The organism is Vibrio sp. HENC-03, from assembly GCF_000305755.2.
In the GTDB taxonomy this organism is placed as follows: Bacteria; Pseudomonadota; Gammaproteobacteria; order Enterobacterales; family Vibrionaceae; genus Vibrio; species Vibrio owensii.
Genome location: NZ_JH976121.1, coordinates 111785 through 134010 on the forward strand (window position 1 = coordinate 111785; position 22226 = coordinate 134010).

General features: G+C 46.0%; 20 protein-coding genes and 6 tRNA genes. 11 read left to right on the top strand and 15 right to left on the bottom strand.

Annotation, left to right across the window (positions count from 1 at the left end; all coding sequences use genetic code 11):
* Positions 1-90: 90 nt before the first annotated feature.
* The 10 genes from VCHENC03_RS15260 to lolB all read right to left on the bottom strand — a co-directional run bounded on the left by VCHENC03_RS15260 (position 91) and on the right by lolB (position 5322).
* Positions 91-175 (bottom strand) — tRNA-Leu (locus tag VCHENC03_RS15260).
* A 74-nt stretch (positions 176-249) separates the two neighbouring features.
* A tRNA-Met gene (locus tag VCHENC03_RS15255) sits at positions 250-326 on the bottom strand.
* Between the two features lie 80 nt (positions 327-406).
* A tRNA-Gln gene (locus VCHENC03_RS15250) sits at positions 407-481 on the bottom strand.
* Positions 482-512: 31 nt separating this feature from the next.
* Positions 513-597 (bottom strand) — tRNA-Leu (locus VCHENC03_RS15245).
* Positions 598-636: 39 nt separating this feature from the next.
* Positions 637-713 (bottom strand) — tRNA-Met (locus VCHENC03_RS15240).
* A gap of 284 nt (positions 714-997) precedes the next feature.
* Complete coding sequence (gene ychF / locus VCHENC03_RS15235) at positions 998-2089, bottom strand: redox-regulated ATPase YchF (RefSeq protein ID WP_009705656.1); 1092 nt, start codon at positions 2087-2089, stop codon at positions 998-1000.
* A gap of 10 nt (positions 2090-2099) precedes the next feature.
* Positions 2100-2690, bottom strand: coding sequence for an aminoacyl-tRNA hydrolase (gene pth / locus VCHENC03_RS15230; RefSeq protein ID WP_005438598.1), 591 nt, complete (start codon positions 2688-2690; stop codon positions 2100-2102).
* A gap of 151 nt (positions 2691-2841) precedes the next feature.
* A complete protein-coding gene (locus VCHENC03_RS15225) occupies positions 2842-3786 on the bottom strand; it encodes a ribose-phosphate pyrophosphokinase (RefSeq protein ID WP_010446481.1) in 945 nt (314 codons plus the stop codon).
* A 28-nt stretch (positions 3787-3814) separates the two neighbouring features.
* Complete coding sequence (gene ispE, locus VCHENC03_RS15220; protein WP_009705657.1) at positions 3815-4687, bottom strand: 4-(cytidine 5'-diphospho)-2-C-methyl-D-erythritol kinase; 873 nt, start codon at positions 4685-4687, stop codon at positions 3815-3817.
* A complete protein-coding gene (lolB, locus tag VCHENC03_RS15215; protein WP_009705658.1) occupies positions 4684-5322 on the bottom strand; it encodes a lipoprotein insertase outer membrane protein LolB in 639 nt (212 codons plus the stop codon). The genes ispE and lolB overlap by 4 nt, the downstream gene beginning before the upstream one ends.
* 134 nt (positions 5323-5456) lie before the next feature.
* Between lolB and hemA the strand changes: the two genes are divergently transcribed.
* From hemA to ybaK, 8 genes are all read left to right on the top strand, one after another.
* The gene (gene hemA, locus VCHENC03_RS15210) at positions 5457-6713 is read left to right on the top strand and encodes a glutamyl-tRNA reductase (RefSeq protein ID WP_009705659.1); all 1257 of its coding nucleotides are present in this window, start codon (positions 5457-5459) and stop codon (positions 6711-6713) included.
* 29 nt (positions 6714-6742) lie between these two features.
* Positions 6743-7831 (top strand): peptide chain release factor 1, encoded by a 1089-nt coding sequence (prfA, locus tag VCHENC03_RS15205; RefSeq protein ID WP_005438604.1) that lies wholly within the window; start codon positions 6743-6745, stop codon positions 7829-7831.
* 3 nt (positions 7832-7834) lie between these two features.
* Complete coding sequence (gene prmC, locus VCHENC03_RS15200) at positions 7835-8692, top strand: peptide chain release factor N(5)-glutamine methyltransferase (protein WP_009705660.1); 858 nt, start codon at positions 7835-7837, stop codon at positions 8690-8692.
* Positions 8693-8732: 40 nt separating this feature from the next.
* On the top strand, positions 8733-9116 hold the full coding sequence (locus VCHENC03_RS15195; protein WP_005438606.1) for a SirB2 family protein: 384 nt from the start codon (positions 8733-8735) through the stop codon (positions 9114-9116).
* Between the two features lie 5 nt (positions 9117-9121).
* Positions 9122-9931 carry a SirB1 family protein gene (locus VCHENC03_RS15190; protein WP_005438607.1) on the top strand — a complete coding sequence of 270 codons (810 nt, stop codon included), beginning with the start codon at positions 9122-9124 and terminating at the stop codon, positions 9929-9931.
* Positions 9932-9983: 52 nt separating this feature from the next.
* The gene (gene kdsA / locus VCHENC03_RS15185; protein WP_005438608.1) at positions 9984-10835 is read left to right on the top strand and encodes a 3-deoxy-8-phosphooctulonate synthase; all 852 of its coding nucleotides are present in this window, start codon (positions 9984-9986) and stop codon (positions 10833-10835) included.
* Positions 10836-11184: 349 nt separating this feature from the next.
* Complete coding sequence (gene ushA / locus VCHENC03_RS15180) at positions 11185-12846, top strand: bifunctional UDP-sugar hydrolase/5'-nucleotidase UshA (RefSeq protein ID WP_009705661.1); 1662 nt, start codon at positions 11185-11187, stop codon at positions 12844-12846.
* Between the two features lie 91 nt (positions 12847-12937).
* Complete coding sequence (ybaK, locus tag VCHENC03_RS15175) at positions 12938-13411, top strand: Cys-tRNA(Pro) deacylase (RefSeq protein ID WP_005438610.1); 474 nt, start codon at positions 12938-12940, stop codon at positions 13409-13411.
* Between the two features lie 64 nt (positions 13412-13475).
* Here ybaK and rluF read toward each other — a convergent pair whose 3' ends face one another.
* The 3 genes from rluF to VCHENC03_RS26830 all read right to left on the bottom strand — a co-directional run bounded on the left by rluF (position 13476) and on the right by VCHENC03_RS26830 (position 15589).
* Positions 13476-14630, bottom strand: coding sequence for a 23S rRNA pseudouridine(2604) synthase RluF (gene rluF / locus VCHENC03_RS15170; protein WP_009705662.1), 1155 nt, complete (start codon positions 14628-14630; stop codon positions 13476-13478).
* Between the two features lie 103 nt (positions 14631-14733).
* Positions 14734-15315, bottom strand: coding sequence for a DNA endonuclease SmrA (gene smrA / locus VCHENC03_RS15165; RefSeq protein ID WP_009705663.1), 582 nt, complete (start codon positions 15313-15315; stop codon positions 14734-14736).
* A 133-nt stretch (positions 15316-15448) separates the two neighbouring features.
* The gene (locus tag VCHENC03_RS26830) at positions 15449-15589 is read right to left on the bottom strand and encodes a DUF3149 domain-containing protein (RefSeq protein ID WP_020198127.1); all 141 of its coding nucleotides are present in this window, start codon (positions 15587-15589) and stop codon (positions 15449-15451) included.
* Positions 15590-15849: 260 nt separating this feature from the next.
* On the opposite strand from VCHENC03_RS26830, the gene VCHENC03_RS15160 reads away from it, so the two are divergent.
* Positions 15850-15926: transfer RNA gene (locus tag VCHENC03_RS15160), tRNA-Pro, on the top strand.
* Between the two features lie 652 nt (positions 15927-16578).
* On the opposite strand, the gene VCHENC03_RS15155 is transcribed toward VCHENC03_RS15160, so the two are convergent.
* Complete coding sequence (locus VCHENC03_RS15155) at positions 16579-17451, bottom strand: TraB/GumN family protein (RefSeq protein ID WP_009705664.1); 873 nt, start codon at positions 17449-17451, stop codon at positions 16579-16581.
* A 458-nt stretch (positions 17452-17909) separates the two neighbouring features.
* On the opposite strand from VCHENC03_RS15155, the gene VCHENC03_RS15150 reads away from it, so the two are divergent.
* Together VCHENC03_RS15150 and VCHENC03_RS15145 are read left to right on the top strand one after the other, a co-directional pair.
* A complete protein-coding gene (locus VCHENC03_RS15150) occupies positions 17910-20561 on the top strand; it encodes a beta-N-acetylhexosaminidase (protein WP_005438615.1) in 2652 nt (883 codons plus the stop codon).
* A gap of 450 nt (positions 20562-21011) precedes the next feature.
* Complete coding sequence (locus VCHENC03_RS15145; protein ID WP_005438618.1) at positions 21012-21704, top strand: oligogalacturonate-specific porin KdgM family protein; 693 nt, start codon at positions 21012-21014, stop codon at positions 21702-21704.
* 66 nt (positions 21705-21770) lie between these two features.
* Here the strand turns inward: VCHENC03_RS15145 and VCHENC03_RS15140 are convergent, their stop codons facing one another.
* The gene (locus tag VCHENC03_RS15140) at positions 21771-22220 is read right to left on the bottom strand and encodes a DUF411 domain-containing protein (RefSeq protein ID WP_009705665.1); all 450 of its coding nucleotides are present in this window, start codon (positions 22218-22220) and stop codon (positions 21771-21773) included.
* Positions 22221-22226 lie beyond the last annotated feature (6 nt).

A 22226-nucleotide genomic window follows, 5' to 3' on the forward strand; every position in this document is an offset into this window, starting at 1 on the left:
ACTCTCACACCTTGCGGCGCCAGAACCTAAATCTGGTGCGTCTACCAATTCCGCCACGACCGCATATATTTATTTATTTTCGATTCAAGATGGTGCGGTCGGAGAGACTTGAACTCTCACACCTTGCGGCGCCAGAACCTAAATCTGGTGCGTCTACCAATTCCGCCACGACCGCATCTTGAAATCTATTAACCATTAGTTAATTGGTAAAAACTAATCGTTGAATTTTTTCTTTCATTAAAGAAAGAATGGTGGCTACGACGGGATTCGAACCTGTGACCCCATCATTATGAGTGATGTGCTCTAACCAGCTGAGCTACGTAGCCATCTTTTTGAGCGAGACAATATAAACCTTCACGCTCTAAGTGACAACCCTTTTTCTTAAAGGAATCTCACTTTGGAATAATGGCAGGTCTACCTGGATTCGAACCAGGGAATGGCGGCATCAAAAGCCGCTGCCTTACCGCTTGGCGATAGACCTGCAGGCAGTAGTATTTCTACTACTTAAAACATGGTGCGGTCGGAGAGACTTGAACTCTCACACCTTGCGGCGCCAGAACCTAAATCTGGTGCGTCTACCAATTCCGCCACGACCGCATCTATTCCTAACTATTCTAATAAAAGAATGTTTAGGAATGGTGGCTACGACGGGATTCGAACCTGTGACCCCATCATTATGAGTGATGTGCTCTAACCAGCTGAGCTACGTAGCCATTACCATATTTTTCGTTCTCGTCGCTAAGTTGCCTTGTTGTCGGGAACGGCGCGCATTATGCGAAGTTGAGTGAGATCCGTCAACAGTTTTTTTCAATAAATCCCGCAAAATCCATCGTTCGCTTCCTTTTTAAACAAAGAGGCGCGTTTATGATCTAAAACTGGAAATAAATTGGCTTGGAGTGAGGGAGTTTATTTTCTGTTGTTTATGAAAGGTATAAAAAAAGCCAGCACTACGGCTGGCTTTTTATGTAAATGAAGTGTTTAAAATTCATTCACTTAATTATACGTTGAAGCGGAAGTGTACAACATCGCCATCTTTAACGATGTATTCTTTACCTTCTAGACGCCATTTACCTGCATCTTTCGCACCGCTTTCACCGTTGCATTGGATGAAATCGTCGTAACCAACAACTTCTGCACGGATGAAGCCTTTTTCAAAGTCAGTGTGGATCTTCGCTGCTGCTTTTGGCGCAGTTGCACCAACAGGGATTGTCCATGCACGAACTTCTTTCACGCCAGCTGTGAAGTAAGTTTGTAGGTTTAGCAGTTCGTAACCCGCGCGGATAACACGGTTTAGACCTGGTTCTTCGATACCAAGGTCAGCTAGGAACTCTTCACGCTCGTCGTCTTCTAGTTCAGCCATCTCTGATTCGATCGCTGCACATACAGGAACAACAACGTTGTTTTCTTTTGCTGCAAACTCACGTACTGCGTCTAGGTAAGCGTTGTCTTCAAAACCATCTTCGTTCACGTTAGCGATGTACATAGTTGGTTTTAGCGTCAGGAAGTTTAGGTAGCCAATTGCTGCTAGTTCTTCTTTCGTAAGCTCAACAGTACGCGCCATGCCACCTTCCGTTAGGATAGGAAGCAGTTTTTCTAGAACAGTTAGTTCGAATTTTGCGTCTTTATCGCCGCCTTTTGCTTTCTTAGCGTTACGCTGAATCGCGCGCTCACAAGAATCAAGGTCAGCCATTGCTAGCTCAAGGTTGATAACTTCAATATCTTCGATTGGAGATACTTTACCTGCAACGTGAACGATGTTGTCGTTTTCGAAACAACGTACAACGTGGCCGATTGCGTCAGTTTCACGGATGTTCGCTAGGAATTTGTTACCTAGACCTTCACCGCGAGATGCACCTGCAACTAGACCAGCGATGTCTACGAATTCCATTGTAGTAGGCAGAACTTTCTGTGGGTTAACGATCTTTGCTAGAGCATCTAGACGTAGATCTGGCACAGGAACCACACCAGTGTTTGGTTCAATGGTACAGAACGGGAAGTTTGCTGCTTCAATACCCGCTTTAGTTAGTGCGTTAAACAGAGTTGATTTACCAACGTTAGGAAGACCAACGATGCCACATTTAAAACCCATGATAGTAACCTTATTCAGCTTTGAACGTGTGGAGGCGATTTTGTGCTTTTGATAGACCATCCTTAATTAGGATATCTAGACAGCGCACTGATTCGTCAGCTGCGGCGTCTAGTAGCTCTTGCTCTTTTGCTGGAGCTTTGCCTAGTACAAAACCTGCCACTTTATCTTTGTGTCCCGGATGGCCGATGCCGATACGAAGACGATAAAAATCTTTGTTATTGCCCAGTTTGCTAATCGTGTCACGCAGACCATTATGGCCACCGTGACCGCCACCTTTCTTAAACTTAGCGACACCTGGCGGTAAGTCTAGCTCGTCATGAGCAACCATGATCTCTTCTGGCTTAATTTGGTAAAACTTCGCAAGTGCTGCGATCGCCTTGCCAGATAGGTTCATGAAGGTGGTTGGGATTAGCAAACGGAGATCCTGGCCATTGACCATAATGCGTCCTGTTAGGCCAAAGAACTTTGGTTCGTTCTTCAGGGTAACGTTGTGAACGCGAGCTAATTCTTCTACAACCCAAGCGCCCGCATTGTGGCGAGTTTTGGCGTATTCTGGTCCCGGATTAGCAAGACCAACAAGAAGTTTGATTGGTTGAGTCAAGGTTAGGATCTCTCTGGAATCTCAAAAAGCGCAGTATGATAGCACAGAATTCTCACAGTGGGCGACCAAGGGATTTTCTGCCTATCGATACAAATAAAAAAACACCCCAAAGAGGGGTGCTTTTAAAATCAGTCTAACTGAAATGTTCGTATTAGTTGAACATTGCAGAGATTGACTCTTCATTGCTGATACGACGAATCGCTTCAGCTAGCATGCGAGATAGGCTCAGTGTAGTTACTTTGCCAGTTGCAGCCATCTCTTTAGATAGAGAGATAGAGTCAGTTACGATAACTTGGTCAAGAACTGAGTTCTTGATGTTGTCTGCAGCGTTACCAGAGAAAACAGCGTGAGTTGCGTAAGCGAATACACGCTTAGCACCGCGTTCTTTTAGCGCTTCAGCTGCTTTACATAGTGTGCCACCTGTATCGATCATGTCATCAACGATCACACAGTCACGACCTTCAACGTCACCGATTAGGTTCATTACTTCAGAAACGTTTGCACGTGGACGACGCTTATCAACGATAGCGATGTCGATATCGCCTAGCGCTTTTGCTGTTGCACGAGCACGAACAACGCCACCTAGGTCAGGAGAAACCACTACTGGGTTTTCTAGACCACGAGATTGCATGTCTTCTAGAAGTACTGGCGTACCGAAGATGTTATCAACTGGTACATCGAAGAAGCCTTGGATTTGCTCTGCGTGTAGGTCGATAGTCAGAACGCGGTCAACACCAACGTTAGATAGGAAATCAGCAACAACTTTTGCAGTAATTGGCACACGAGAAGAACGTACACGACGATCTTGGCGAGCGTAGCCGAAGTAAGGAATAACTGCAGTGATACGGCCTGCTGAAGCACGGCGCATTGCATCAATCATAACAACCAGTTCCATTAGGTTGTCGTTAGTCGGTGCACAAGTGGATTGAATGATAAAAACATCGCTACCACGAACATTCTCGTTGATTTGAACTGCAACTTCGCCATCAGAAAAGCGAGAAACAGATGCATCACCTAGAGAGATGTAAAGACGATCAGCAATACGTTGGGCTAGTTCAGGTGTTGCGTTACCAGCAAATAGCTTCATATCAGGCACGGTGGAAACCTCGGGTTTGCGTCCAGTTTTAAATAGGTCGGTGTGAGGCTGATTGGTATTCAGCCAAAGTCTCTTTCAGTGGCGAAACATTGCGCCCTTGAGCGACAAATGCCGAGACTTTATCAGAGAGTTGTGCAAGGATAGTTTCCGCTTCGGTTTTGCTCGAAAATTCAGCAAAAACGCAAGATCCTGTCCCCGTCAATCTTGACGGCGCGTATTGTAGCAGCCATGAAAGTTGCTTATCAACCTCTGGGTAGAGCATTCGTACAATTTTTTCGCAATCGTTTACGCTTGGCGCGTTTAAAAGCGTTTCTAAATCGCGTTTCGGCGTATTTCGGGTCAGATCTGGATGACCGAATATGTCGGCGGTTGCAATGGAAACATTTGGGTGAACAACCAAATACCATTTCTCATCTGGATGAGCCGGAGAAAGTTTCTCGCCAACACCTTCCGCAAACGCAGCAAAGCCGCGAACAAAAACGGGTACATCCGCACCAAGCGCAAGGCCGATTTCGGCTAATTCATCATCACTTAAGTGGGTTTGCCATAGGTAGTTCAGTGCAACCAGCGCTGTTGCCGCATTTGAAGAGCCGCCACCAATGCCACCACCCATCGGTAAGATCTTATGAAGATCAATATGGGCACCGTAGGAGCAATTTGCGTAGCGTTGCAACGCCGTGGCAGCTTTCCAGATCAAGTTATCTTTTAGAGGAACACCTTCAATCTCAGGTGAAATGGTGATCTCACCAGAGTCGTTCGCTTGAATGGTGAGTTCATCGCCGTGATCGACGAATTGGAATAGTGTTTGTAGCTCGTGGTAGCCGTTTTCAGTGCGGCCATTGATATAAAGAAAGAGATTCAATTTCGCCGGAGATGGCCAGCGGGTTGAAATATCGATCATTGGGTGATGTTCCATTTTGTGATCACTAAATTAATTTTTACGTCTGCTGTGCTCAACTTTAACTTGCTTGGTAGAGGCAATGTCTGTTGATGCCATTCAATGTCACCGTAACGTTGATACGCGATGTTCCAATCATTCAGGCCGATCTGTTTATCGAGGGCTTGTAATGTATTGGTTGGTGAAAGCTGGAAAGAGTCTGCATCGGTTGGTAAGCCGAGTAGCCAGTCTGGCATGTGGTCGACTGGCATCATCAAACCGGTCAAACGGAAAATGAGTTGGTTAGCATCACGAGCAGAGAGCACTTGGTCATCGTACGTTTCGACCGTCGCGCCTTGCGGGGTAATCGTGAGCTTTAATGCGGTTTGACCAAGCAGAGTGGTTAAGCGCAATTGGCTTAAGGCGGAAGAGTGCTTCCAGAAAAAGTTCAGGCTTTGTCTTTGATCAGGGCCAATGTAGCCAAGTTTGCCTGTAGCTTGAAAGTTATCAATGGTTTCCAGTCGCTGTTCGTGCGCTTGCCACTCTACGCTGGTGACACTTTCAGGAACAGAACTACAACCCGCGAGTACTAGGCTCGATAAGAGCAAGATGAGAAAGGAGCGTAAGGTCATGTTTGATGGCTTATTAATCAGTTTCATCGGTAATCGCTCACAACTATAGCATTGAAAAGCCGAGCGAAGGAAAACAAATCCGGCTTACCCTTTCAATAAATGCGTGCTTACAGTAAAATTCTGAACCTATTTTATAACCGATCTCAGAGATACCACGTTAGATGTCCTTGCTTGCTATTGGAATCAATCACAATACAGCGTCTGTTGACTTGCGAGAGAAAGTGGCGTTCGGACCCGATAAATTGGGCCCAGCACTTGAGCAACTCAGAGACCATGAAGCCGTAAATGGCAGTGTGATTGTTTCTACCTGTAACCGTACCGAAGTGTACTGCGACGTGAAGCAAGGAGCGCGAAATAAGCTTATCGACTGGCTAGCCCAGTTCCATCAAGTTAATCAAGAAGACTTGATGCCCAGCCTTTATGTCCATGAAGAGCAAGCGGCGATTAAGCACTTGATGCGTGTTTCTTGCGGCCTTGATTCACTGGTACTAGGTGAGCCTCAGATTTTGGGTCAGGTAAAACAAGCGTTTTCTGATTCCCGAGATCATCAGGCGGTGGATGCGTCGATTGATAAGTTGTTCCAAAAGACTTTCTCAGTCGCAAAACGTGTTCGAACAGAAACTGATATTGGTGGTAACGCCGTGTCGGTGGCTTATGCTGCATGTACACTGGCGAAACACATCTTTGAATCACTGTCTGACTCAACAGTATTGTTGGTTGGCGCAGGTGAAACCATCGAATTGGTGGCGAAGCACTTGGCGTCGAACGGCTGTACTAAGATGATTGTTGCAAACCGTACTCGAGAGCGTGCTCTTGTGTTAGCGGAGCAATTTGGGGCAGAAGTGATCAGCTTGAATGAAATTCCGGACCATTTATCAAGAGCAGACATCGTGATCAGCTCAACGGCGAGCCCACTGCCTATTATTGGTAAGGGGATGGTTGAGACTGCGTTGAAGAAACGTCGTCACCAACCGATGCTCTTGGTGGATATTGCGGTACCACGTGATGTGGAAGCGCAGGTCAGTGAATTGAATGATGCTTACTTGTATTCGGTGGATGACTTGCAGTCGATCATCGATAGCAACATTGAACAACGTAAAGTAGAAGCGATTCAAGCAGAAGCGATCGTCAGCGAAGAAAGCGCGGCATTTATGACGTGGCTACGTTCACTCCAAGCGGTGGACAGTATTCGTGATTATCGTAAATCGGCCAACGAAATTCGTGAAGATTTGCTAAGTAAGAGCCTACAATCATTGGCAACGGGCGCAGACCCAGAGAAAGTGCTGCGCGAGCTTAGTAATAAACTCACCAACAAACTGATTCACGCTCCAACTCGTGCGCTGCAAAGTGCGGCCGAGCAGGGCGAACCAGCAAAATTAACGGTTATCCGCCAGACCCTTGGTTTGGATGATCTGTAACTCACGCTTTTTATTAAGAAAACGACACTATGAAAGCCTCTATTCTGACTAAGCTAGAAACGCTAGTAGAACGTTACGAAGAAGTTCAACATCTTCTTGGTGATCCTGATGTAATTGGAAATCAGGATAAATTCCGCGCTCTATCAAAAGAGTACTCTCAGCTAGAAGAAGTTACTAATTGCTTCCAAGCGTATCAACAAGCGCAAGATGATCTCATCGCTGCTGAAGATATGGCTAACGAAGACGACGAAGAAATGCGTGAAATGGCGCAGGAAGAAATCAAAGAAGCAAAAGATGCGATCGAGCGTCTGACTGATGAGCTACAAATTCTTCTTCTTCCAAAAGATCCAAACGATGACCGTAACTGTTTCCTTGAAATCCGTGCTGGCGCAGGCGGTGATGAAGCAGGCATCTTCGCGGGTGACTTGTTCCGCATGTACAGCAAATACGCAGAGAAGCGTGGTTGGCGTATCGAAGTGATGTCTTCTAACGAAGCAGAACACGGCGGTTACAAAGAGATGATCGCGAAAGTGAGCGGCGACGGTGCATACGGCGTATTGAAGTTTGAGTCAGGCGGTCACCGTGTACAACGTGTTCCTGCTACAGAATCTCAAGGTCGTGTTCATACTTCTGCGTGTACCGTAGCGGTTATGGCGGAAATCCCTGAAGCGGATCTGCCAGAAATCAAAGCGGCAGACCTGAAAATCGATACTTTCCGTGCATCTGGCGCGGGTGGTCAGCACGTTAACACCACGGATTCTGCAATCCGTATTACTCACTTACCAACTGGTACAGTCGTAGAGTGTCAGGACGAGCGTTCACAACACAAGAACAAAGCGAAAGCGATGGCAGTACTTGCTGCGCGTATCGTTCAAGCGGAGCAAGAGCGTCGTGCGGCAGAAGTGTCTGACACACGTCGTAACCTACTAGGTTCTGGTGACCGTAGTGACCGCATCCGTACTTACAACTACCCACAAGGTCGTGTTTCTGATCACCGTATCAACCTAACCATCTACCGTTTGAACGAAGTGATGGAAGGTGATCTACAAAGCCTGATCGATCCAGTAGTTCAAGAGCACCAAGCAGACCAACTAGCGGCGCTAGCTGAGAACGGCTAATCGATGAGCCAAGTTCAATCTATTGAGCAAGCACTGAAAAGTGCGACGGCAATTCTGACAGAAGGCGGCAAAGAGTCGCCTTCTCTCGATGCAGCTGTCCTTCTTTGCCATGTCCTTGGCAAACCAAGAACCTACCTACTGACCTGGCCAGAAAGAGCATTAGAAACCGAGCAACAAGCTCAATTTGATGCACTCTTGGCACGACGCATCGCTGGTGAGCCCGTGGCTTACATCATTGGTGAACGTGAGTTTTGGTCTTTACCTCTTAAAGTCTCGCCATCCACATTGATCCCAAGACCAGATACTGAACGTTTGGTTGAAGTCGCACTAGATAAGACTTTTGGACAAACGGGACCGATCTTAGACCTTGGCACAGGAACTGGCGCGATAGCTTTAGCATTGGCGTCTGAGATGCCAAATCGCCAAGTGATGGGGATTGATCTTAAGCAAGAGGCGAAAGAGCTGGCTGAGCACAATGCGTCGCGATTAAACATCAAAAATGTGACGTTTGATCAAGGTAGTTGGTTCGAACCTATTGCCAGCGGAACAAAGTTTGCTTTAATTGTCTCCAATCCACCGTACATCGACGAAAAAGACCCACACCTCTCTCAAGGAGATGTGCGCTTTGAACCAAAATCGGCGTTGGTCGCTGATGAAAATGGTTTGGCCGATATTCGCCATATCTCTGATCTTGCGCGTCAATATTTGCAAGAAGGTGGGTGGCTCGCTTTCGAACATGGTTATGATCAGGGCGAAGCCGTTCGTGAGATCATGACGCACTTTGGCTTTGAACAAGTCGTTACGGAAAAAGACTATGGTGATAACGATCGAGTGACGCTCGGTTGTTACAAACCGCAATAATAACGAGCAAGTCAGCAGTAACTTATAAAAGAGAAAGAAAATGTACGTAGCTCTAAAACACATTCACTTAGTAACGATCGCATTGAGCGCGACGCTACTATCGATCCGATTTGTATTGTTGATGATGGATTCTCCAAAGCGCAACAATCGCTTCTTGAAAGTTATCCCACATATTGTTGATACGGCGCTATTGCTGTCAGGTATCGGCCTAATTATGGTGACTGGCTTCATTCCATTTACGGATGCTGCACCTTGGCTAACCAACAAAATCACTTGTGTGCTGGCGTACATCGCTCTTGGTTTCTTCGCTCTGAAAATGGCGAAAAACAAGCTGCTGAGAATTTTTGCCTTCTTTGGCGCTCTGGGCTGGTTAGTCATGGCCGCCAATATTGCAGTATCTAAAAATCCAAACCTATTTGGGTAATCTTCATGCTTGAGTTTTTTGACGAAGATTTTGACAACATGGCGTTGGTGGAAGGCGCGTTAGAGCTAAACCATTCCATCAATCCAGACACCAATGTCCATTGGGCAAAACTGGAACTAGAACGCCTTTATAAAGAAGCGGAAGCTATCTTGGTTCACGAGACGGATGAAGAACAACGTTTCGAATCGTTTCTGCGCTTATTCTTTTATGAGTGGGGCTTTAAAGGCGACGAGCAAGAGTACTTTATCTCTGACAACAGCTTTATCGATAAAGTGTTGGAGCGCAAAAAAGGCATTCCGGTCAGTCTTGGTGCCATCTTGCTTTACTTGGGCAATCGTCTTGGCTTCCCGATGAAAGGGGTGACATTCCCGACTCAGTTTTTGATCAAAGTGGATTGGATGCACAAAACACCAGACTACATTAACCCGTTTAACGGTGAGTATGTCGGTGAGAAAATCCTCCAAGCTTGGTTGATTGGTCAAGAAGGCCCGCTGGCAACATTAAAGCCAGAACACTTTGAAGAAGCGGACAACCCGACTGTGATTGGTCGTTGGTTGGCGTTGATTAAGAGCGCCATGCTACGTGAAGAGCGTTACACATTGGCGCTGCGCTGTACCAATCTTGCGTTGACGTTTGTACCTGATGACCCATACGAGATTCGTGACCGTGGTTTTATCTTCCAGCAGTTGGATTGCCATCAGGTAGCCGTGTCTGATTTTCAGTACTTTATTGACCAATGCCCAGACGATCCGGCATCAGAGCTACTAAAATCACAAGTTAACGCCATGAGCGAAAAGCACGTTACGCTTCACTAATTTTATCGGCATGCTCAAACGGCATGTCGAAGACAGATAAAAGAGAATCAAAATGGAACAGAAAATCGTTAATATTGGCGACATTCAAGTTGCTAACGACAAGCCATTCACCCTATTTGCAGGTATGAACGTTCTTGAGTCTCGTGATCTTGCTATGCAGATCTGTGAGCACTACGTAAAAGTAACGGACAAGCTTGGTATCCCATACGTGTTTAAGGCGTCGTTCGACAAAGCGAACCGCAGTTCTGTTCACTCATACCGTGGCCCAGGTCTAGAAGAAGGCATGAAAATCTTCCAAGAGCTGAAAGACACGTTCGGCGTGAAGATCATCACTGATGTTCACACTGAAGCACAAGCTCAACCAGTGGCTGACGTAGTAGACGTTATCCAGCTTCCTGCATTCCTTGCTCGTCAAACTGACCTTGTTGAAGCAATGGCAAAAACAGGTGCGGTGATTAACGTTAAGAAACCTCAGTTCATGAGCCCTGGTCAAGTGGGTAACATCGTTGAGAAGTTTGCAGAGTGTGGTAACGAAAACATCATCCTTTGTGAGCGTGGTTCTTGCCACGGTTACGACAACCTAGTGGTTGATATGCTTGGTTTTGGTGTGATGAAAAACGCATCGAAAGGCAGCCCAATCATTTTTGACGTAACGCACTCACTACAAATGCGTGACCCATCGGGCGCGGCATCTGGCGGTCGTCGTGAGCAAACGGTTGAACTGGCGAAAGCAGGTCTAGCAACAGGTATTGCAGGTCTATTTATTGAAGCGCACCCGAACCCAGATCAAGCACGTTGTGATGGCCCATCTGCGCTACCGCTAGACAAACTAGAGCCGTTCCTAGCGCAAATGAAATCGCTAGACGATCTAATCAAGAGCTTTGCGGACATCGATATCAAATAATCGGTTGTTGTGAATGTTTAAATGAAATGGTCAGCCTGTGTGCTGGCCATTTTTGTATCGACACATTGATTCTGTCTCACTATCCTTTTCTCGCTTCTCGCTTCTCGCTTCTCGCTTCTCGCTTCTCGCTTCTCGCTTCTCCCTTACACCACCTTGATTATGTCTATAATTTGCTTAGATTTGCGGCGAATTGGTTTGCTATGAGTAAAGTGCGTCGCAGAAACATGAAATCAATACCTTAGTGATTTACACTAGCGCCAAGTTTGCGCGTTTTAGCACAATGAGAACCCCGTTTCTTGGTTGCTGAGCGCGCAATGCAGTGGACCCCAGACGATAAAAAGGTAAAACAATGAAGCAACGCCTGATTGTAAAAACCGCTTTGAGCGCAGCTATCTTGGCAACTCTTGCCGGATGTGCCACGCAACCAGCACACGAATGGAATGAAGACACAACTTACAAACTGACCGTACTGCACACCAATGACCACCACGGTCGCTTTTGGCAAAACAAGTACGGTGAGTACGGCATGGCGGCACGTAAGACGCTGATTGATGAACTGCGTGCAGAGATTCAAGCCGAAGGCGGTAGCGTGCTTCTACTATCAGGTGGTGATATCAACACTGGTGTTCCTGAGTCTGACTTACAAGATGCTGAGCCTGACTTCAAAGGCATGAGTAAGATTGGTTACGACGCAATGGCGCTGGGTAACCACGAATTCGATAACCCACTGGAAGTGTTGTTCAAACAGCAAGAGTGGGCAAATTTCCCGATGCTGTCTGCCAACATTTACGACAAAGAAACCGGCGAGCGATTGTTCCAACCTTATGCCATGTTCAACAAGCAAGGCATTAAGATTGCCGTGATTGGCCTTACGACAGAAGACACGGCAAAACTGGGTAACCCAGAGTACATCGGCGAGGTTGATTTCCGCGATCCGAAAGAAGAAGCGAAAAAGCTGATTGCTGAACTAAAGCAAACTGAAAAGCCAGATCTTATCTTTGCAGTGACACACATGGGTCACTACGAAAACGGCAACCGTGGTGTAAATGCTCCCGGTGACGTTGCCTTGGCTCGCTACCTAAATGAAGGTGATTTGGACATGATTGTGGGTGGTCACTCACAAGAGCCAGTTTGTATGGAAGGCCCTAACGTCATTAAGAAGAACTTTAAGCCGGGTGACGAATGTAAGCCAGATGAGCAAAACGGTACTTACATCGTGCAAGCGTACGAGTGGGGTAAGTATGTTGGTCGTGCTGATTACGAGTTCCGCAACGGCGAATTGTCGATGGTGAGCTACGATCTGATTCCGGTTAACTTGAAGAAGAAAATCAAAGTGAACGGCGAGTCTCAACGTGTATTGGTTCAAGATGAAATCGCACAAGACTCGGCAATGCTGGATTTCCTTCGCCCTTACCAAGAAAAAGGTCAGGGCCAGTTGAATGTAAAAATTGCCGAATCTAACGGCAAACTGGAAGGTGACCGCAACGTTGTTCGTTTCCAACAAACTAACCTTGGTCGTTTGATTGCAACAGCTCACATGGAGCGCGCTAAAGCGGATTTTGCTGTGATGAACTCAGGCGGTGTTCGTGATTCGATTGAAGCAGGCGACATCACCTACAAAGACGTGCTGACGGTTCAGCCATTTGGCAACATGGTGTCTTACGTCGATATGTCGGGTAAAGAAGTGCTCGATTACTTAAACGTCGTAGCGACAAAGCCTGTTGACTCTGGTGCTTACGCTCAGTTTGCAGGTATTACCATGACGGTTGAAAATGGCAAAGTATCGAATGTTTTCATCGGTGAAAAACAGCTTCGCCTAGATGGTCAATACCGCTTTACCGTACCAAGCTACAACGCGTCAGGTGGTGATGGTTATCCGAAAGTGAATACTCATCCGGGTTACGTCAACACGGGCTTTACAGATGCAGAGGTACTGAAAGAGTTCTTGGAATCACATAGTCCAATTGATGTAAATGAGTACGCGCCTTCTGGTGACATCGTTTACAAGTAAAAAGCGATTGACTCAAAGTCGCTGATACCATTAACTTAAAGCGCTGCTCCTTACTAGGTGCAGCGTTTTTTGTTTTATAAGGAGAATCTTGATGACTCCGGCCATTAATCTTGCGAAAAAGAAAAAAGTTACACACACCATTCACCAATACGAGCACGATCCAAGAGCAGACAGCTATGGATTAGAAGCGGCTGAGGTATTGGGACAAGATCCAAAGAAAGTATTCAAAACCTTGTTGTTCTGTTTGAACGGCGAGCCAAAGAACCTTGCGGTTGCGATTATCCCTGTTGATCAAAAGCTGAACCTAAAATTGGCGGCGAAAGCAGCGAAGGGAAAAAAGGCTGATATGGCCGATCCCGAAATCGCGCAAAAAACCACAGGGTATGTTGTTGGTGGGATTAGCCCACTGGGGCAGAAGAAAGCACTACCGACTTTTTTGCACGAAAGCGCAACAGAGCAAGACACAATCTGTGTGAGTGCAGGTAAACGTGGCTTAGAAATCGAGTTAGCCCCGAAAGATTTGCTGAGCTTAACTCGCGGTCAGTTTGCCCCTCTTTGTCTCTAAATACATGACAAATAAAAAGGACGCTCATTAGCGTCCTTTTTTGATTTTGTCAGTCAGTGAAGCGTTACTTCTTCAGACTCAATGTACCACCAGTGCGTTTAGCTGGTTTGCTTGGCTTCGCGGCATTTGGGTTCATGTAATGCTGCTTAGGCTTACTCGGTGATTGAGGTTTGTTTGCTGAGTGCGTATTGCTCGATGCATCTGGCTTACGCTGCGATTTACCATGCTCGCCTTGCGGTCTGCTGCGTTCACCTTGTGGTTTCGCTTTGTAATGTTCTTTTGCGGGACGTCCGCCTTCATCATCACGCTGACGACGCTGTTGGCCTTTCTTCGAATTCGGTGCATGACGGAATTCATCTGCGTTGTTACCACGGAAAGTTCGTGTTTTCTGGTTGCGGCGCGCCGTTGAACCTTGGTTCTCTTCACGGCTATCGTACAGCTTCGCGTCGGTCGCTTTACGAATGTTGCGGCCTTTAGAATCTGTTTTTGATGCTTCTTCTGTGCCCACAGAGCCTTCACACATTGCTAGGATCTCTGCCACTTCATCGTCATTCAGATAACGCCACTTACCGTTAGGAATGCCATCAAGTGAGATGTTCATAATACGTACGCGACGCAGTTTGAATACTTCATAGCCTAGCGCTTCACACATACGACGGATCTGACGGTTCAAACCTTGAGTCAGTACGATACGGAAAGAGAATTTGGTTTCTTTCTCTACTTTACAAGGCAGAGTAACCGTATCAAGGATCTTCACGCCGCTCGACATCTGCTTGAGGAATTCACCGGTGATGGGCTTATCAACACGCACTACGTATTCTTTCTCGTGATTGTTACCCGCACGCAGAATCTTGTTTACGATGTCGCCATCGTTGGTTAGGAAGATCAAACCATCGGAAGGTTTATCCAGACGGCCGATAGGGAATATACGCTTTTTGTGGCCGATGAAATCAACGATGTTGCCCGGAATATCACGCTCAGTAGTACAAGTGATACCGGTTGGTTTGTTCAACGCGATATAAATTGGTTTTTCTTTCGCTGCAACAGGATTGCCATCCACGCACACATCATCGCCTGGCAGTACTTTTGTGCCCATCTCTGGTTGTTGACCATTAATAGTGACACGGCCTTGCTCGATAAGGCGGTCTGCTTCACGACGCGAGCAGAAGCCCGTTTCGCTTATGTATTTGTTTAAGCGTTTTGCGTTGTCTTGTGACATGTAAGTCTCCTAACGTTTCACAACGGCGGTTAATTGAAGTGCCTGCTGCTAATTAAAGCAGCAAGGCGAGATAAGGTCGGGCATTCTAGCACCGAGAATCCGGTTAGCCTAAACGTTTTTGATGACGTTCACGGGTTTCCATTTTCTTTTCAGCACTCTTTCTTAATAGAACGTACACAGCACCACTGCCACCGTGGAATCGTTGAGCACTGTGAACGCATTGCACTTCACGAATTTGTTGTAGCCAACTCGCGACAAAACTCTTCATTAATGCTGGTGGATTTGAACGTTCACCACGTCCATGCACGATGACGACCGTTCGAATGTCCATCTCGATACATTGTTTGAGGAATTTAACGACTTCGTCGCGCGCTTCTTTTAGCGTCTTACGGTGCAGATCAAGTCGAGCTTGGATCGGGTACTTACCAAGGCGCAGTTTGCGGTATACGCCATCTTGTACTCCATCACGTTTGAGCTCGATAAAGTCATCGGGTTTGAGCATTTCTGCATGGTCAATCGATAAGTATTCTGGATCATCTTCCGTAAGCCAAATTGCAGCTTCGCGTTTCGCCAGTTGAGCATCCGTCACTTGGTGCACTTTTTTATGCTCGGCAGTGTCTTGGTCGATAGGCTTTACATCGCCCATCATCTGTTGGAACAGATCAAAATCGTTGTCTTGAGACATAACGGCAATCTCATAAAGAACAGGGTAGGAATAGTTAGATTATATCAACGAGTGGTGTACTGGGATCAAATAAAAAACCGGAGCAGGCAGGTTACCAACTCCGGTGCAAAGCGTTTCTAGAGCTAAGCGAGATCTAGTGAGGAGATTTGTCGTTCATTATCTTGTAAATGAAGAAACCGCTGAAAAACAACATCAGTCCAATTGTCCCAAAGATTACTATCATTGACGATAGTCCCACCGCATTACCAAATAGGAGTTCAAGCCAAAAGTCCATATGTTTCCTCCAAGATGTTCCCGACATGGACAACGTTAATGGGTGGTGATTTTTTGCACACTGATCTGGATCAATTATGTTGCCAAGGTTAATAATCTGTATTTTATTGTGGGTTCTTAGTCACATTTCACGTGCTAGTGTTCAGTAAATCGTCAATCGAATTAAGACATTAGGTTTTTTTGTAAAAAGCGCTTGCGTCTCTCTAAAGAATCCGTAATATACGCATCCGTTGACGGGGATAAGTCCTCAGTTAAACATCTCGGTGAATAGCGCAGCTTGGTAGCGCATCTGGTTTGGGACCAGAGGGTCGGGGGTTCGAATCCCTCTTCACCGACCATATTGAGAAAAAGGCTCTACAGAAATGTAGAGCCTTTTTCGTATTTGGTGATATTTATTTGGGACCTGCGGGTCGGGGTCTGGAAGCCCAGCCGCGTCGAATCCCTCTTCACCGACCACTTTCAGAAAGCCTGCTCAATTAGCAGGCTTTCGTCGTTTCAGCGGTTGCAAATTTGGCTTTGATAGTAGCGAACCAAATGGGGTTCGCCTGAAGTTAGAATATGGCTCTTCATCGACCGTATTAGAGAAAGCCGTAGCAGAAATGCTACGGCTTTTTTGCATTTGAGGCTTTCGAATCGAGAACGCTTCGCGTGGGACCGGACTCCGTCCTTCGAGATGTGAGAGACGGAACGCTTTGAAGCAAATTAGTTTTCGTCCATTTGTAAATGAAAACGGAAGAGATCCCCAACTCGCTCGTCCCTCGCTCTTGAGGATGACGAACAAAAAGCGCTGAATTCAAAGGCGTCATTCCCGAAAGCGACGAAGGAGCGCAGTCGGGAATCTCTCAGTTAGAAACGCTACGCTCCGAGAGTCGGGAGCGCTTCGCTTTGGGAATCGAGGGGTACTCTTTGAGAATGAAGATAAAAGGTATCTTTATTAAGAAGGGGGTTGACGGGACTTGTTCCCGAATCCCACATATAAAAAGCTATTGATTAGATATCGCAGTCTGCCTTACGTGTATTGCCAAGTGGTTCAATCGTAAAGCCGCGTTTTTCGAGCAGTTCAATGAGGTTGTCTTTACCGACCAAGTGCAAGCTGCCGACAACAATTGTGTATTGGCCTGACTTCTTCGGTAGCACGCTGCCAGAATCTAATTTCTTAGCCCAATCTCGGTTGCGGTCATACAAGAAAGCTTCGTTGAACTCATCGCTCGATTGTTCACTCATCGATGCTTCTTCTAATGTGCTGCCGTCACCGCTCTTCCAGCTGTCGATCAAGCATTGCACCAGTTTTTCACCGCCATCGTATTCTTCAATCGAAGAAAGCAGTAGCTCTTTGCCACCATCTTTTTGTCCCGCGATTAAATCCAACTGAAACTGCACACTTTCCAAAGGCAGCACCGGCACTTGCTTTTTATCGGCTAGGTTAATCAAGTGCATGTCGACGCCTTGGTCGGATGCATAACCCAGTTTGTTTACCAACATCAATTGAATGGTTAAAGCCGCAGACCATGGCGGCGCATTGAGTAACTGTGCTTCTTGTAGGCCTAAGTCATTGGCTATCTCAGCAAGATGTTTGCGCTGGGTTCTATCTAAAACATCTTTGGCCATAAATGCAGTTTTTGGGTAGGTCACGCCTTCAGTATTTCGAACATCGGCTTCGATGATTAAGCCATCACTGGTTTTGAGGAACTGAGTGACGGCTTTTGGCAGTGGATACATGGTTTTGTCACCCACATGGACGGAGCCAATAATCATGTATTCCATGTCGCCTTTCTTTGCTAGCCAATGCTGTGGCTCGGCTTGAACTGAATAAGAAGTAAAAAAGACGATCAGAGATGACATTACGGACAAGAGTCGAAACATATTTTGCTCCTCGAATTCAATATGCATCTTATCTATAACACGGTTCGGCAAAATCGTCATTTTTAAAAATATTGACGAGTTTTAACGGCGGAGAAATGAGAGCTAATTCACGAAAGCGTTTCAATTGAGTTTGTTGTTAATGGTTCACTTAATAACCAATAGTGATCAAAATCCTATAAAACCAGTCGAACCCCATCAATATTCGTGATTGAGATCGCAACAAACTCGTCAAAAAAAGTTGGTCGTTTTTAACGTTTTAACTAAGTGATTGAAATTAATGTGTTTATATTTTTCTGCTTGAAGCTGAATTTGAGCTGGATCACTTCTTAGTTCCATTAATTTTACGCTTAGAAATAACTGCTTGTATGTTGAATGCAACTGTTAAGCGCCTCGCATTTAGGTGCTCACCATTTTTGATAAATGTCGTTTTGAACCACTGACTTTTTGGGGAAAGTAAGATGTTGAAACATAGTCTGATTGCTGCTTCTGTTATCGCTACATTGGCAGGTTGCTCTTCACTACAGAACTCTGAGCAACAAGTTGTAAACTCATTGGCTGACAACCTTGATATTCAATATGAAGTGTTGACTAACCACGGCGCAAATGAAGGTCTTGCATGTCAAGACATGGGTGCTGAGTGGGCGTCTTGTAACAAAGTAAACATGACGCTAGTTAACCAAGGTGAAGCGGTTGACTCTAAAGATTGGGCTATTTACTTCCACAGCATTCGTCTGATTCTGGATGTTGAAAACGAACAGTTCAAAATCTCTCGCGTAACGGGTGACCTACACAAACTAGAACCAACAGATAAGTTTGATGGTTTTGCTGCGGGTGAAGAGGTTGTGCTTCCTCTTGTTGCTGAATACTGGCAGCTATTTGAAACTGACTTCATGCCAGGCGCGTTTGTTGCTGCACCAAATGCAGAGCCAAAGATGATCGCTTCTCTTAACACAGAAGACGTTGCATCTTTCGTGACTGGCCTTGAGGGTAACAACCTAAAACGTACGCCAGATGACAACAACGTATTTGCAAACGCTGTGTCTCGTTTCGAGAAGAACGAAGACCTAGCAAAACAAGACGTATCAACCACGTTACTACCAACGCCAATGTCTGTTGAAGCAGGTAAAGGTACGGTAGATATCGCGGCGGGTATTGCGCTGCCTAAAGACGCATTCGATGCGACTCAATACGCAGCAATTCAAGATCGTGCAGAAGTGGTAGGTGTGGATGTTCGTGGTGATCTTCCTGTAAGCATCACTGTTGTTCCTGCAGACTTCACCGGTGAATTAGCAAAATCTGGTGCTTACGAAATGAGCATCAAAGGCGACGGTATTGCGATTAAAGCGTTTGACCAAGCAGGTGCTTTCTACGCAGTACAATCTATCTTTGGCCTGGTAGATAGCCAAAATGCTGATTCTCTACCACAACTGTCTATTAAAGATGCGCCGCGTTTTGATTACCGTGGTGTGATGGTGGACGTGGCTCGTAACTTCCACTCTAAAGACGCAATTCTTGCAACGCTTGACCAAATGGCAGCGTACAAGATGAACAAACTACACCTTCACCTAACGGATGATGAAGGCTGGCGTTTAGAAATCCCGGGTCTGCCTGAGCTGACGGAAGTGGGTGCTAACCGTTGTTTCGATTTGGAAGAGAAAAGCTGTTTACTGCCTCAGCTTGGCTCAGGTGCAACGACAGACAACTTTGGTTCTGGCTTCTTCAGCAAAGCAGACTACGTGGACATCTTGAAGTACGCGAAAGCGCGTAACATCGAAGTGATTCCTGAAATCGATATGCCAGCACACGCTCGTGCAGCAGTGGTATCAATGGAAGCACGTTACGACCGTCTAATGGAAGAAGGTAAAGAAGCAGAAGCGAACGAGTACCGCCTGATGGATCCTCAAGATACATCGAACGTGACGACGGTTCAGTTCTACAACAAGCAAAGCTTCATCAACCCATGTATGGAATCTTCAACTCGCTTTGTTGATAAAGTGATTTCAGAAGTAGCAGCAATGCACCAAGAAGCGGGTACGCCGCTAACAACATGGCACTTTGGTGGTGACGAAGCGAAAAACATCAAGCTAGGTGCTGGTTTCCAAGACGTGAACGCTGAAGACAAAGTAAGCTGGAAAGGTACGATAGATCTGTCTAAACAAGACAAGCCATTCGCACAATCTCCACAATGTCAGACGCTAATTGCAGACGGTACGGTAAGCGACTTTGCTCATCTACCAAGCCATTTTGCAGAAGAAGTGTCTAAGATTGTGGCAGAAAAGGGCATTCCAAACTTCCAAGCTTGGCAAGATGGTCTTAAATACAGTGAAGGTGAGAAAGCGTTCGCTACAGAAAACACACGTGTTAACTTCTGGGACGTTCTTTACTGGGGCGGCACATCATCAGTGTACGAGTGGTCTAAGAAAGGTTACGACGTGATCGTTTCTAACCCAGACTACGTGTACATGGACATGCCATACGAAGTTGACCCGAAAGAGCGTGGTTACTACTGGGCGACGCGTGCAACAGACACTCGTAAGATGTTTGGTTTTGCACCAGAGAACATGCCTCAGAACGCAGAAACCTCTGTAGACCGCGATGGTAACGGCTTCACTGGTAAAGGTGAAATCGAAGCGAAACCTTTCTACGGTCTATCAGCACAGCTTTGGTCTGAGACAGTACGTAACGACGAGCAATACGAGTACATGGTATTCCCTCGCGTACTAGCAGCCGCTGAGCGTGCATGGCACCGTGCTGATTGGGAAAACGACTACAAAGTGGGTGTTGAATACTCGCAAAACTCTAACCTAGTAGACAAAGCTGCGCTAAACCAAGACTACAACCGCTTTGCGAACGTACTTGGCCAACGTGAACTGGCTAAGCTAGAGAAATCAGGTATCGACTACCGCCTACCTGTACCAGGTGCGAAAGTAGAAGATGGCAAGCTAGCAATGAACGTTCAGTTCCCAGGTGTGAAGCTTCAATACTCTCTAGACGGCAAGAACTGGCTAACTTACGCAGACAATGCTCGTCCAAATGTGAAAGGTGAAGTGTTTATTCGCTCTGTATCTGCAACAGGCGAGAAGACAAGCCGCGTGACTAGCGTGAAGTAATTCTGCTAATCATTCACTAAAATCATTGTTCCTTACTCAAAGCCCTCAACTTATGTTGAGGGCTTTGTTTATTTTTCTGCGGAAAATAAGCGTGATCAATGTCTGATTATTTTTTACTGATAATTAAGTTCGTAATTTAGAAAGAAAAGAATAGTGTGATCTCGATGCTTGTTTAATGCTTGATTTAAGAGTGTAACTAGCCTGAGTTCACACTTTATTTTTTTGACAAATTTTTAGGTTTTATAGCAAGATGCTGTATTTAATAAACTTTTTTGGATTTCGAAAATGTCGATTTGAATTGGATCACTGTTTTAAACGATTTATTTTTCAATGCGAATTAAATTGCGCAGTATTGCTGTCGCCAGGGAGGCACATCCCAATGTTTGCGATGAAGGGCAAGTGATAGCCGGACATCTCATCGCATAACGTGAACAAATAAAGGCAGTAATTATGAAAAACGTTTTTGCACTAAGTGCACTTTCTCTTGTTTTCGCATCAAGCGCTTTCGCAGGCTCATCTTACGTAACGGGTAACATCCAATTCCACGATGATGGCCGAATCCACGGTTCGGACATGACATCAACGCTAGAAGCAGGCCACACTTTCGATAACCAATTCGGCGGCTTCACGGTTTACACTGAGTTTGACGGCATTCAACTAGGTAAACTAGAAACTGAAAACGGCGGCGCAGGTAACACAACTCCAGCAATCACTGTGGGTGGTGAGCAAGCATTTAACATCACTGATCACCTATGGGTTGCAGCAGGTTACCAACACCTATTCTCTGCGGGTGAGAGTATCCAATACCGTCCTTTGGTTAAAATCGGCTACAACTTCGATAACGGCATCTCGCTAAGCAACCGTACTCGTGCACACATTGATGCAACAGACGCTGATGCAGATACAGATTACCGCATGGATAACCGCATTGGTTACGCGATGAACGAAGACGTGACCTTCAGCTACAACAACGTTTACATGATTGAAGCAGAGACTATGGACCACGAGTTGCGTGCAACATGGACTCGTAAAGGCGTACAGCCATACTTTGAGTTCCGTAGCCAAGCTCACGGTGCAGAAAACTCAGCGGGTGACAGCCTAGTGAACAACGCGTTCGTGTTCGGTGCGTCTTACGGCTTCTAATTAAAAAGTTTGTCTTAACTGTCCATTAAGAAAAAGCCCAGCGGTTTGAATCGCTGGGCTTTGTTTTTATTGGTCGTTACCTTTGTGGTAGCGGTATTCGTAAACCTGACCTTTCTCGTTGTAGGCGTAAACAGCGTAGCTGTCTTTCTTATCGCCGTACTCCATGCCCGGAGAGCCCATTGGCATACCCGGTACAGTCAGGCCTTTCGCATTTCGAGGTGGGTTTTCCAAAAACGCTTTAATGTCGTCTGCAGGAATATGACCTTCAAATACGTAGCCATCGATCTCTGCGGTGTGGCAAGAGTAAAGCTGTTCGTTCTTGATGCCCAAATCGCGTTTGATCGCATTCATGTCATCATGCAGCTTCTCTTCCACAGTAAAGCCGTTCTCTTCCATGTGTTTTGTCCATTCGCCACAGCAGCCACAGTATGGCGATTTGTGGTTGATGACATCAGCGGCTAATACGTTCGCCGATGTGACAGCAAGCATTGTAAAGGTCAATAGTTTCAACTTCATAATATC